Origin of the sequence: Psychroserpens burtonensis DSM 12212 (assembly GCF_000425305.1) — a bacterium.
GTDB lineage: Bacteria > Bacteroidota > Bacteroidia > Flavobacteriales > Flavobacteriaceae > Psychroserpens > Psychroserpens burtonensis.
This window is the reverse complement of sequence record NZ_AUDE01000031.1, coordinates 18,733-30,557: the sequence shown is the minus strand read 5'-3', so window position 1 is coordinate 30,557 and position 11,825 is coordinate 18,733. Positions and strand designations below refer to the sequence as shown.

13 protein-coding genes and 1 pseudogene are annotated in these 11,825 nt (G+C 33.7%); 9 read left to right on the top strand and 5 right to left on the bottom strand.

Annotated elements, in window-relative coordinates; translation table 11 throughout:
* The 9 genes and pseudogenes from H593_RS19295 to H593_RS0113735 form a co-directional block, all read left to right on the top strand.
* Nucleotides 1-252, top strand: a pseudogene (locus H593_RS19295) (hypothetical protein); the annotation flags it as partial.
* 188 nt (nt 253-440) lie between these two features.
* Nucleotides 441-1,160 carry a DUF6090 family protein gene (locus tag H593_RS20160; RefSeq protein WP_147232067.1) on the top strand — a complete coding sequence of 240 codons (720 nt, stop codon included), beginning with the start codon at nt 441-443 and terminating at the stop codon, nt 1,158-1,160.
* Nucleotides 1,161-1,475: 315 nt separating this feature from the next.
* On the top strand, nt 1,476-3,320 hold the full coding sequence (locus tag H593_RS0113760) for a hypothetical protein (RefSeq protein WP_028872976.1): 1,845 nt from the start codon (nt 1,476-1,478) through the stop codon (nt 3,318-3,320).
* Between the two features lie 245 nt (nt 3,321-3,565).
* A complete protein-coding gene (locus H593_RS0113755) occupies nt 3,566-4,075 on the top strand; it encodes a thioesterase family protein (protein ID WP_169338370.1) in 510 nt (169 codons plus the stop codon).
* Between the two features lie 294 nt (nt 4,076-4,369).
* Nucleotides 4,370-5,983 (top strand): serine hydrolase, encoded by a 1,614-nt coding sequence (locus H593_RS0113750; protein ID WP_028872974.1) that lies wholly within the window; start codon nt 4,370-4,372, stop codon nt 5,981-5,983.
* 65 nt (nt 5,984-6,048) lie between these two features.
* Complete coding sequence (locus H593_RS0113745; protein ID WP_028872973.1) at nt 6,049-6,684, top strand: MOSC domain-containing protein; 636 nt, start codon at nt 6,049-6,051, stop codon at nt 6,682-6,684.
* A gap of 46 nt (nt 6,685-6,730) precedes the next feature.
* A complete protein-coding gene (locus H593_RS21435) occupies nt 6,731-6,853 on the top strand; it encodes a hypothetical protein (RefSeq protein WP_261793693.1) in 123 nt (40 codons plus the stop codon).
* 135 nt (nt 6,854-6,988) lie between these two features.
* Nucleotides 6,989-8,224 carry a DEAD/DEAH box helicase gene (locus H593_RS0113740; RefSeq protein WP_028872972.1) on the top strand — a complete coding sequence of 412 codons (1,236 nt, stop codon included), beginning with the start codon at nt 6,989-6,991 and terminating at the stop codon, nt 8,222-8,224.
* Between the two features lie 239 nt (nt 8,225-8,463).
* Nucleotides 8,464-8,778, top strand: coding sequence for a DUF2306 domain-containing protein (locus tag H593_RS0113735; RefSeq protein WP_211224961.1), 315 nt, complete (start codon nt 8,464-8,466; stop codon nt 8,776-8,778).
* A gap of 65 nt (nt 8,779-8,843) precedes the next feature.
* Here H593_RS0113735 and H593_RS20850 read toward each other — a convergent pair whose 3' ends face one another.
* The 5 genes from H593_RS20850 to H593_RS0113710 all read right to left on the bottom strand — a co-directional run bounded on the left by H593_RS20850 (nt 8,844) and on the right by H593_RS0113710 (nt 11,714).
* Complete coding sequence (locus H593_RS20850; RefSeq protein ID WP_147232069.1) at nt 8,844-9,044, bottom strand: hypothetical protein; 201 nt, start codon at nt 9,042-9,044, stop codon at nt 8,844-8,846.
* A 3-nt stretch (nt 9,045-9,047) separates the two neighbouring features.
* A complete protein-coding gene (locus tag H593_RS0113725) occupies nt 9,048-9,314 on the bottom strand; it encodes a hypothetical protein (RefSeq protein WP_028872970.1) in 267 nt (88 codons plus the stop codon).
* A gap of 162 nt (nt 9,315-9,476) precedes the next feature.
* Nucleotides 9,477-10,658: a hypothetical protein gene (locus H593_RS0113720; protein ID WP_028872969.1), complete on the bottom strand. Its 1,182-nt coding sequence runs from the start codon at nt 10,656-10,658 to the stop codon at nt 9,477-9,479.
* Entirely contained in the window at nt 10,655-11,182 is a 528-nt protein-coding gene (locus tag H593_RS0113715) for a hypothetical protein (protein WP_028872968.1), read from the bottom strand. The genes H593_RS0113720 and H593_RS0113715 overlap by 4 nt, the downstream gene beginning before the upstream one ends.
* Entirely contained in the window at nt 11,166-11,714 is a 549-nt protein-coding gene (locus tag H593_RS0113710; RefSeq protein WP_028872967.1) for an RNA polymerase sigma factor, read from the bottom strand. The genes H593_RS0113715 and H593_RS0113710 overlap by 17 nt, the downstream gene beginning before the upstream one ends.
* Between the last annotated feature and the right edge of the window lie 111 nt (nt 11,715-11,825).

The window sequence follows — 11,825 nt, the reverse complement described above, 5'->3', positions numbered from 1 at the left end:
AAAAAAGGAAATCGTAATTTGAGAAAAGCGATGCATTTACCCTCATTATCTGCAGTAAAATATAATGAAAACCATAAAGAATTATATTTAAGATTAGTTTCTAAAAGTGGTATAAAAATGAAAGGACTGATTGCTGTTCAAAGAAAACTATTAGAATTAATTTACGTTGTTTACAAAAATAAACAAGGGTTTATTCAAAATTATGAGCAACAAAAAAGAGCAACTCTATTAGAAATAGAAACTGCCCTTTAGAAACTAGCTTAAAGCCGTTTTGAAAAACAAAAATAGAAAAAAATATAGGATTTTTGTTGTTTGCTAACACAGAATCTAACGATATACAACACCTCGTACTTCATTATGACCAAGCACTAAACAATAAGAGTCCCTTTTCTCGGGACATACATATGATTAAATTCTTTAGACACATTAGAAAAGACCTTATGGAGAAAAACAAAACTAGAACGTATTTTAAATATGCTATTGGAGAAATCATACTCGTAGTTATCGGAATTCTTATTGCTTTACAAATAAATAACTGGAACGAAAACAGAAAAAACTCAATTGAGGAAAAAGCGATGTTAGAAAGTTTATTAGAAAATCTAAACGTTGCTAAAAAACAGTCAGAATCGCTTATTTTAGATGAAAACACACTAAAAACAGGACTAATTCAAATTCTCGGTATTGATGCTAACCAGAGAAAAAACATTACTGTAGCAATTACAGATTCAATTTTTAATAGTACAACCTGGGACTTACAAAGCGACAAGCCTACTTTCAACACCTATATCAATTTAAAAAACACTAATAAATTAAGCTTAATAAAAGACAAAAAAATAAATAACAAGTTTACTGACTTGGAATTTAGCCTGAATAAACTCAATGACATACTTGAAGACAGATTAAATGTGCATCAAATTCGTATAGATGACATATTAGAGAATGAAATTAATTTCATTCCCTTGGTAAAATCTAATATTCCCAACGTAAATATTGATAATGAATTACCAAACGATTATAATCAAATATTAGACAATAAGAGAATTAGAAATCTACTGGGTATGAAATTGACATTTACCCAAGATGTTATTAATTTTAGAGAAAACCTAGATGTAGAAATTAAGACATTAATTCTTTTAATAGAAACAGAATTAGATAACTAAAAATAACGAAAGCCTGCCTACCGCAGGCAGTCATAACTCAGTATATAATGTATTACTAGTCCCAGCTTACTCGCGAAAACTCTAAAAACGCTTCCAATTCATTGTCCTACCCTCCCATAATTCACACTACGGGAAACCGTAACACCAGCTCTTAAATTTAACATAGCTTTACTAAAAGATACTTAGAACTACGTATAGGCTTGATATGAAAAATAATTCAAATTTGTTGAATAGTTATTCTCGACAATTAAGCCAGTAAAAAATCTGATACATTAGCCGCAAGCTGCAAAACAACAATAATAAAAATTAAAGTATATGAAATTAGAAAAGATTTTGGATAAACTAGGTTCAATAGAGAAGAACTCATTTATTAAAATTATAGACAATATCATATCGAAAAACCCACAAAACGGAAAGGAAATTGAAAAGATTTTAAGTTCGTCAGATAAAGGTTTGAAAACAGTTGATAATCAAAATATATCTAATATTTTTGATTTAACTGAAGGTGAATTCCAAGAACATATTAGGTGCGAATTCCAAGAAATCACGTCGCAGTTAGACATTTTAATTGACATCATTATTCGTGACGGAAATTGCATCATGAAACAAGATTGGTTTTCAAGATTATACGAAACTGAAATTAAACATCTAAAAACAAGAATAAAAGGATTAAATGAGGACTTTGATAATGACAAATCAGAATTAAGTGCCATTCGCAAACGAGATTACAAAATCTACAAATCTTGCTTGCATACTGCTTACCATAACGACATACAGAATAACAGAGACTCGAAAATCACATCAGACGAATTATCAATAATACTAACACTCTCAAAACAGCTAGGCTTGTCACAAGAAGAAGTGAAATTGATTAATTATTCCATTTTACCCATTAAAAAGCTCGATGTTCAAGACGTTATAAAAGGTCTCAAAAACATAGGAGTAATCTTTTTCTCAAATAAAGAAAACACAATTTACGTTGCAGACGAAATGTTAAGAATGTTGCGTAAAGTTAGAGAAAAGGAAGTAGCACCAAAATTCTACAGAAGAACTCTAAAACTATTGAGAGAACCCATTATCAATCAAATTGGAAGAGAACACAACATCGATAGAAAATTATCCTATGCACAAAAAATTGAGGAAATTATAAAAGAAGGTGTTTCATTTACAAGCCTGCTCTTAGATGACATTTATAAACAAGGCAGCACGCTAACCGAACGAAAAAAAGATCTCAACGAACTTTGTGAAAAAGGATTAAATATTTCAAACCTCAAAGGCAGCACCTTAGATGATAAAATAAGTAGTTTAATTGAGCATTTTGACAATGTAGAACGTGATGAAAAAGTAGGTATTTCATTAGATGGTTTTGACAAAATGCTCGCTGAGTTAAACCAGTCGCTTCCCAAACTAAACAAACAAATTAAAGACCAATTCGAATTACAAGATGAATTTGTATTAAAAGCACATTTTTTACTTGATTACAACATAAAGCCAAGAGATATTTTAGATTTAATTCTTAAATCAGATGTCTCCAAATTTATTAAGGATCATGGTATTAAGCAACGTGGCGACCATATTCTTAATATTCTTGAGCATTACAAAGACGTTGAAAATTTATATTTAGAGAATTACAAAAATGTCGCTTATAGAAATCTTAATGTATTAAAAGAAAACGGTATAACCGTTAAGGAAAGTGAACTCGGAATCAAATTTGAGGAGTTAACGAAAGTCATATTTAAAGGTTTGGGATTTAATGTTGATGATGTGTTTAGAAACACGCTAAATACACAAAAGGATATGATGGATATTCTTTTAAACTTGGATCATAACGAAATCATTATTGTAGAATGTAAAACAAGTAAAGAAAGAGGCTATAACAAGTTTAGCTCTGTATCAAGGCAATTAAAAGCATATCAAAATTTAGCACTCAAAAACGATTTACGTATTGTCAAAATTTTGCTTGTCGCACCAGAGTTTAGTGACGATTTCGTAACAGATTGTGAAATGGATATGGAAATGAACTTATCTCTTATTACTGCTTCTACGCTATCAAATATCTCAGAAGCTTTTAAAACATCAAAGTACACTGAGTTTCCTCACGTTTTATTTCGAGACATTGTGATAAACGAGGAGCGCATAATAAAAGCGCTGAGTAAATAACAAAAATAAGCTAGCGATTAACAACATTTATAAAACCGCAACCCCAACTCTTAAATTTAACATAGCCGTACTAAAATATACGTAGAACTGCGTATGGACATCTTAACAAAAAATAGCTAACTTCGTCTCACTGCGGATAACGACAATTGAAACAGTCGATATTCTGACACATTGTATATAATTCCCCAAAGACTTAAATAACCTACAAAATTAAAACTCAAGCAATGATTTATTATTGGTTACACATGATTTACATCTTTATTGGTTCAAGGTTTTTTTGGAAGAAAGTAAAACCAACATCTGATTTAACAAGAACGAGAAGGGTTAGCATTTTGGATTGTGAATCTTTTAGATTCATGGCTAATTCAAAGTATTTTTATTACATGGATTTAATAAGATACGAAGTCGTTTTTCGTTCAAAATTAAATGATAATACAGTAAAAAAAGGAATGTTTGGAGTTCTAGCTTCACAAAAAATTATATATAAAAAACCATTAAAAAAATGGAAAAAATTTAATATTACTTTGAAGATGGATGGTTCTGATGAAAAATGGGTTTATCATAAACAAATTTTTGAACAAAACGGTGAAATTTGTGCAATTGGTTTTACAAAAGCTGGGTTTTGGAAAAATAAAAAAGCTCAAAACATGAAAGAAATAATGATTAATAGTGGTGTTGAAAATGAAATCAAATCACCATCAATTGCAATATTGAATATGTTCAATAGTGATTATGAGATTCTTAAAAATCAATAATTAGTTAATGATAATAAACTACATACAACAGCGTATAACAAAAATGGCTAAGATGGTAATTAGAATTAAGTTTCGTACAAATATTTAACTATCTTTAAATTTGACAAAAACGAAACAACGCAAGTCGCCACTTTCGTTATACAAAACCGTTAGACGAACACCATTTTAAAATCCCCCAATCTGTAACAAATTCCAAACCTCATCGTCAAATCATAGCATATTAACTTTAATCCATTAAAAATCAATACCACATGACGACTAACCCTCACCTTTCTAAAGTAATTATAAGGGTGTATTTGTTTACTCTTATCTGTAAGCAGTTTTGAACAACCCTTAGAACAACAAATTGACAATTATATTGGTACGCAATACGCCTCAGACGTTCCTGGAGTTTCAATATTAGTTGCTAAAGATGGTAAAGCCATTTACAGCAAAGGCTTTGGTAGCGCTAATTTAGAGTCAGCCCTTAAGGCAGACCCAAAAAACGTTTTTGAAATTGGATCTATCACCAAACAGTTTACAGCAGTTGCTATTTTAATGCTAGAAGAACAAGGCAAACTCAGTATCGATGATGCGATTACCAAATTCATTCCAGACTATCCAACACAAGGCAAAACCATAACAGTGCATCACTTACTCAATCACACCTCTGGGATTAAAAGTTATACCAATATGCCAAGTTTTATGGTGCTTGCACGCACAGATATGACACCAATAGAGCTTATTGATAAATTTAAAAATGAGCCTATGGAGTTTGATCCTGGTACTCAATTTAATTATAACAACTCTGGTTATATACTGCTAGGTCATATTATAGAAGTGGCCTCTGGTCAATCTTACGAAGATTTTATACAAGCCAATATTTTTGATACAGTAGGCATGACCAACTCCTACTATGGCAGTATGATCAAACTCATCCCTAATCGTGCAAGAGGCTATTCTGAAACAGAAACAGGTTATAGAAATGCAGATTATTTGAGTTTAACCTTGCCGTATGCTGCGGGTTCTATTATGTCTACAACAGCAGATTTACTAAAATGGCAAAATGCAATTTCTGCCAATACATTCATTAAAAGAAGTTCTTTAGACAAGGCGATTAATGGGTCTACATTAGAGTCTGGTGAAGCCATTTCTTATGGGTATGGCTGGATTAAAGGTGCCGTTAATGGCTCACCAACGGTAGAGCATTCTGGTGGTATTTTTGGCTATTCATCAAACGGTATTTACCTTCCAGAAGAAAATGTCTACGTAATTGGACTCACCAATTGTGATTGTGGTAATGTTGGCGAGATCGTTTCTAATGTGGCAGCCATGGCTATTGGAAAGCCCTTCGCTAAGAAAGAAGATGCGATTGCCTTAAGCGATGCACAATTGAGTACATGGGTTGGCGCTTATGCCTTTGATGCTGGCGTAGTGAGACATATCACATTAAAAAATAACCAATTATACAGTCAGCGAGAAGGCAGTACCAACCTAGAAATTTATCCAATGACAGCTACTAACTTCATATTTGATGGTGGCGCAACTGCTTATGATTTTTCTACGGAAAATGGAAACCGCATGGTTACTATGACTAATAATGGCACTGCAATGACAGGAACAGGAATCGATAAAACGCCTCCTGCAGAACGTGAAGAATTAACCTTAGATGCCGATGTGCTTAACACCTATATGGGCACCTATGAAATACAACCTGGATTTAATTTAGCGATTAGCGTCAGAGACAACAAACTATATGGCGTCGCAACCGGTCAAGGTGAAGTTGAATTATTTGCGGCAGAAAAAGATAAGTTCTTTTTAAAAGTCGTCGCTGCAGAAATTAATTTTACTAGAAATGCTGAAGGTTCAGTTGAAAGCTTAACCTTATTTCAAGGCGGACAAGAAATGCTAGGAAAAAAAATAGACTAGGTATTTTAATTCATAACGAGACACCATCTCACACATTGAGATGGTTTTTTTTGTAAATTTATGTCATGCAAATTATCTCTACCAACATCGCCAAACCCACTACCTTTATCTGGAATGGAAAAGAAGAAACCACAGGTATTTACAAGATCCCTGTTACGACTCCTATTTTCCTCGGAAAAGAAACAGTAACCGGAGATGAAGTCTCAGACAGAAAACATCATGGAGGCGAGTTTAAGGCCTGTTATTTATTTTCGGCAGACCATTATCCGTATTGGAAAAACCTGTATCCTCATTTAGACTGGACCTATGGCATGCTTGGAGAAAATCTCACCATTACAGGCTTAAATGAAAAAGAACTCCAAATTGGTGCTATCTATAAAGTTGGTGATGCGCTAGTTCAAATTACACAACCTAGAGAGCCTTGCTATAAATTTGCTGTGAAATTTGATTCTAATAAAGTACTAAAACAGTTTATTGACCATGGGTATCCTGGAACCTATGTTCGGGTTTTAGAAGCAGGCTTCGTTAGCACTGGTGATGTATTTACCCTTGTTAAAAAAGCAACCAATAGCCTTTCTATCTTTCAGTTTTTTGAGCTGCTCTTTTCTGCAGAAAAGAATAAAGAGCACATCAACATAATTTTAAACCAAGAGGCCATTCCGCAGAAAAAAAGAGAGCAATTAAAGGCTTATTTAGAATAGGAGATTCAAAAACAACCATAACATTAGTGGCTTTAAAAATGTAGTCATGAGCAAACGAAAAGGAGTACAAAGGCAGCTCATTAATAGCATACTGATGTCTTCAGGAATTGGAACACATGACAACCATGGTCTCAATATCTCACCAAGATCTAAAAAGGCAATCCCCTAATCTCATCTCAATCTCACCTTGGGAAAACTCTAAGTACCGTTTTACCGAATACCAATTTAAATTTATGAAGACGTATTTTTAGAGTATCAAATAATCTTATGCTAATTAAACTACCTTTGTATCAAAATATAATGCATGTCATTTAAAGACTTAAAACTCAACAAACCTATTTTACGAGCGGTTGCCGAAGCGGGTTACGATAATCCAACATTAGTGCAAGAGCGCACAATACCTTTAATTTTAGAACTAAAGGACGTGATTACCTCAGCGCAAACGGGAACTGGTAAAACAGCAGCTTTCGCGTTGCCCATCTTACAGTTGTTGTACGACAAACAAACGACGCCAAAAAAAGGGAAGAAAATTAGAGCGTTGATTATAAGTCCGACGCGTGAATTAGCGATCCAGATTGCTAAGAATTTTACGACCTATGCGACGCACACCAATTTAACATCTGCTGTAGTATATGGTGGGACGTCTATTGAACCGCAAAAAGACATTCTAAAAAAGGGTATTGATATTTTGGTGGCAACACCAGGACGTTTACTCGATCTTCACAAACAAGATTTATTAAATTTAGATTATATAGAAATATTTGTTCTTGATGAAGCAGATTTAATGTTAGACATGGGCTTTATAGACGATGTCAAAAAAATTGAACGCTTGTGTCCAAAGACAAAACAAACGCTCTTGTTTTCTGCAACAATGCCCTTTAAGGTAGAACAATTAGCGAGTACAATTTTAAAAGACCCAGAGCGTATTGAGGTAACACCAACATCGTCTGCAGCAAAAAATGTAAGTCAGGTGTTGTATTATGTACCTAAACAGAGTAAAATAGAACTGTGTTTACATCTCCTTAGAAACACGATAGAAGGCAATATCCTTATTTTTAGACGCACAAAGTTTGGTGTTGATAAATTACATGAAACACTTCTAAATAATGGCTTTACTGCTGAGCGTTTGCATGGCGACCGTTCTCAAATTGAACGTCAAAATGCATTGGCAGATTTTAAACGTGGTCGTGTTAATATATTGATCGCCACAGATGTTGCTGCGCGAGGCATTGACATCAACGAATTAGATGCTGTGATCAATTTTGATTTACCTAATGTACCAGAAACCTATGTGCATCGTATTGGTAGAACAGGTCGTGCTGGTGAGTTTGGGAACTCCTATTCATTTTGCTCTACGGATGAGAAACCTTATGTGAAAGCCATACAGCAATTGATTAATGTTCAAATTCCTATAGAAGAAGATCACCCGTATCCTTTAGACCCAAAAGCACAACCTATTGTTCATAAAAAACAAGGGAGTAAGTACAAAAAAAGTCGTAAAGGTGAAGGCTCTAAAAAGAAAAAGAAACGTTGGTATTGAGATTAGGAATGAGGTATTAGTTGGGCAGAGGAAAGACTGCAACATACTTAGATTGAATACCTAAGATAAATACGCACTGCATCAGTAAAAGTGAACAGAAGCCAGTAGACTGCCAACTGTAGACTGAAGCCTTTTTACTATTTTAGAGCACCATTAAAACCTATCTCCTATGAGTTATGACACGCTGATGTTTTTACATTTATACCATAATCCCTTGCGTGTTTATTGGTGGTTTACTCTTGATTATTAAAAAAGGCACGCTCATCCATAAACGATTAGGTAGGATTTACATGAGTCTTATGTTGTTTACTGCTGTCGTAACATTCTTTATGCCTGCAGTTGTTGGCCCAAGCCTTTTTAATCATTTTGGATGGATTCATCTCTTTAGTATTCTCACCCTTTGGACGGTTCCCACAGCCTATATAGCCATTAAAAAAGTAAACGTCAAAGCACATAAACGAAAAATGATTTTACTTTATTTTGGTGCTATCATTATTGCTGGTACTTTTACTTTGATGCCTAATCGTTATTTACATGAGGTCTTTTTTATGTAATAAGATGGCTTTTTGAGCTTCTTAGATTTCACTAAATGCTTTATCTGTTTTCAACTAGCTATGACCTAGTCAAACTTCATTTCAAAAAGCAAGTAGTGTTCAATCCCAAATTTTTCACCCCATTTTTCGATGGCATCACCTGATGATCCAACGTCACACCATGCTTTTGAACCATCTTCTCTTTCATAAGGCAAAATATAAACTAGAAAGTAAAACTTATCATGAAATCCAATTTTCAAATTACTTTCGTCAGCGAGATTGCGCAAGCTCTAATCCTTTGAGACTGCCGCATCATACTCTTTAGTGACACTAAGTCTTGGAAACTTAAAGGTTAGTTTTAATGTATTATCGGCTGTTCGTTTAGAGATTACTCGCATATTAAATACGGCGTCTTTGAGCGTTTCAAATTGTTTCACACCCATGTTTTTGCTATTCAGCACAGTCGTATCTGAAACCACTGTCCCATTCCAAATTTCTTTTACATTTAAGTGATAGCTTTTTCCTTTTAAGTTTTTTCCTGAAAAATCAATCTTCATATATTCAATCCCTTCAAACCTAAACAGATCTCTTATTTCGAGATTATCAGAGCCATATTTTTAAGTCGGATATGGTATTAAAATCGACCTCATTTTTTTGCCTGTTTCCTATGCTGAAACACATACATGCAACGGCTAATAGAAGTATATTTTTCATGTGTCTTAGTTTTTAGACGTTTTGAACGTATCGTTGTAATTGTAGATGATCCCGTGAATGATATCAAAATTTATGGCGCCTGCAAAGTGCCCTTCGCCTTTGGCTTTTCTTTCCATCATGTAATGTTTTACGCCTTTGCGTGCGGGCTGCATTTCAATGACTAGGTCTTTACCATACATGCTTTTGGTATTATTCCCCATCACTTTCATGGTAAAATCAGTGTTTTTAGGATAAAACAAATGAATTTTAGAGTACTCGGAGAACAAATCAAAGCGTTTAAAATCTCTACCCCAATTGTAGAAAAAATACTCGCTATTGAAATCGGTAATCGATACCTTTTCTTTGAGTTCTCCAATCTGTATTTTAGAAAACTCTGAGGTTATTTTTACATTCTGTAAACTCCCAATCAAACCTTTAGAGATGTTATTAAAAGTATAGCTTCCACCAGCAATGGCCTCTGCTCTTAAGTGTGCATTTTTAATCTTAAAAACATTGTATTTGTTTTTTAGTTGCTTCGCATAAAAGTAACCACGTTTTAAAACTACTGAGAGTTCATTTACACTATCATCACGCATCGTTATTTGTGCATCTTTACCGTTTATTTTAAGCTTCAAATCCGGTGGGATTTTAATCACAAACTGACTTCTAAAAATTTTGATATCACTTTTTTTTATATTTTTCAATTTTCCGTTTGCCTTCATGGTTTTAAAACGATCTCCAAAATATTTGAAAGGTGCATTAATTTTCCCGAAGGCATTATAACGTATTTCTTCAATAATAGAATCTCTAGATTTTCTAACAATACTGTCTTTTAACTTTTGCGCACTATCATAATCCAACACTAAACCATTAGGAGCATTATAAGCGTAAGACACACTTGATATTTTAGTGACACTATTGGAAACTAAAGTGATCTGATTTTCAAATTTTGTGGCTTCAACTTTTATGTCCTTCAACTGGTCCCTAATTTCTTCTGCTGAATAACCATCAAATTCTAGGGTGTAATCAAAATGCACTTTCCCATCTGTTGACGTTTCAATAGACACCGTTGTATTCTCAAGATTAAAAATGGCTGTTGTGTTTTCATCTGTGGAAAAACGCTGAGAGTAGACCGTTTTTTTCTGTGCAAAAACAGAGACTGATGTGATGAGCATCAATACACCAATTTTAAATGTTAGGTCTTTCATACTGTTCCTATTTTTTGATTTAATACGTTGATGTGCTCTTGGATGTCTTTTAATAATTGTAGTCGTGTTTGTAGATTTTCAACCAACGATTCTATCACTAGAATATTATTAGTGTCTGTTTTAAATTGTTGCGAGATTTCTTTATAATCTGCGTCTAAATCATTGAGCTTATCTTTGTAGCGTTTTACTAAAGTTTCATCATTAGTGACGCTTATAAAACGTTGCCATTCTCGATCTATACGCGCCAAATATTGCTTCTCAATAGCGTCTATTTGAGTTTCCATAGAAGACGCTTCTACAACTTGATTTGGCGTATTATCAACCATTTGAAATAACGTGATCGTTAATGCCAAAAACATGGTGATAATCGCAGCAACTTTAATTAAATAGTGTCTATTCAATTGAGATGTTCGTCGTGGTCGAGATGCTTTGAGCTGCTCATAAAAGTCTTGTCTGTGGTTATCTGGCAATGCTTGTCCAGAAATCTCATCATCTTTAAATAAATTTCTAATATCTTCCTTCATTGTACTGTATTTTTAAAAGCTTGCGTAGTTGTAAACGACCACGTCTTAAATGTGTTCTTGATGTTTTTATCGGGATGTCTAATATGCTAGAAATCTCTTCGTGATCATAGCCATCAATCAAATAGAGTTTAACGACAGTTTGATGCTTAGTTGGCAATTTCTCTATAGCATCAAAGATGTCTTGTTTAGATATTTCCGAAGAAAACATCCAATCATTTGCATCCTCTTCCATAGGCAGATTGATAACATCTGTCTCCATAAATTCTAGTCGTTTCTTTTTCAAGTGGTCTATACATTGATTGATCACAATACGTTTTAACCACGATCCAAACGTGAAGTCTGGAGAAAAAGAATCCAGCTTTGAAAATGCCTTGATAAAACTCTCTTGCATGCTGTCTTTTGCATCTTCTTTATTTAAATACCTACAGGCAACATGATACATCGCATCACAGTACAAATCATAAATTTGTAGCATCGCCTTTTCGTCTCCTGCTTTACAACGCTTGATTAAAATGTTGTGGTCTTTTGACATTTAGTATTGGTTAGTATTCAGATTTGGTTCGCATTCAATTACAATAACGACAGAAATTAACTAAGGTTTCAAAATTGTAGATTTTTTTTCAAAAAAGGAATATGTATATTT

Excerpts from the sequence above, each read along its gene's own strand:
- H593_RS0113740 (WP_028872972.1), top strand. The coding sequence starts at position 6,989 with ATGTCATTTAAAGACTTAAAACTCAACAAACCTATTTTACGAGCGGTT.
- H593_RS0113720 (WP_028872969.1), bottom strand. The coding sequence starts at position 10,658 with ATGAAAGACCTAACATTTAAAATTGGTGTATTGATGCTCATCACATCA.
- H593_RS20160 (WP_147232067.1), top strand. The coding sequence starts at position 441 with ATGGAGAAAAACAAAACTAGAACGTATTTTAAATATGCTATTGGAGAA.
- H593_RS0113725 (WP_028872970.1), bottom strand. The coding sequence starts at position 9,314 with ATGAAGATTGATTTTTCAGGAAAAAACTTAAAAGGAAAAAGCTATCAC.
- H593_RS0113715 (WP_028872968.1), bottom strand. The coding sequence starts at position 11,182 with ATGAAGGAAGATATTAGAAATTTATTTAAAGATGATGAGATTTCTGGA.
- H593_RS0113760 (WP_028872976.1), top strand. The coding sequence starts at position 1,476 with ATGAAATTAGAAAAGATTTTGGATAAACTAGGTTCAATAGAGAAGAAC.
- H593_RS21435 (WP_261793693.1), top strand. The coding sequence starts at position 6,731 with ATGAGCAAACGAAAAGGAGTACAAAGGCAGCTCATTAATAGCATACTG.
- H593_RS0113755 (WP_169338370.1), top strand. The coding sequence starts at position 3,566 with ATGATTTACATCTTTATTGGTTCAAGGTTTTTTTGGAAGAAAGTAAAA.
- H593_RS0113710 (WP_028872967.1), bottom strand. The coding sequence starts at position 11,714 with ATGTCAAAAGACCACAACATTTTAATCAAGCGTTGTAAAGCAGGAGAC.
- H593_RS0113745 (WP_028872973.1), top strand. The coding sequence starts at position 6,049 with ATGCAAATTATCTCTACCAACATCGCCAAACCCACTACCTTTATCTGG.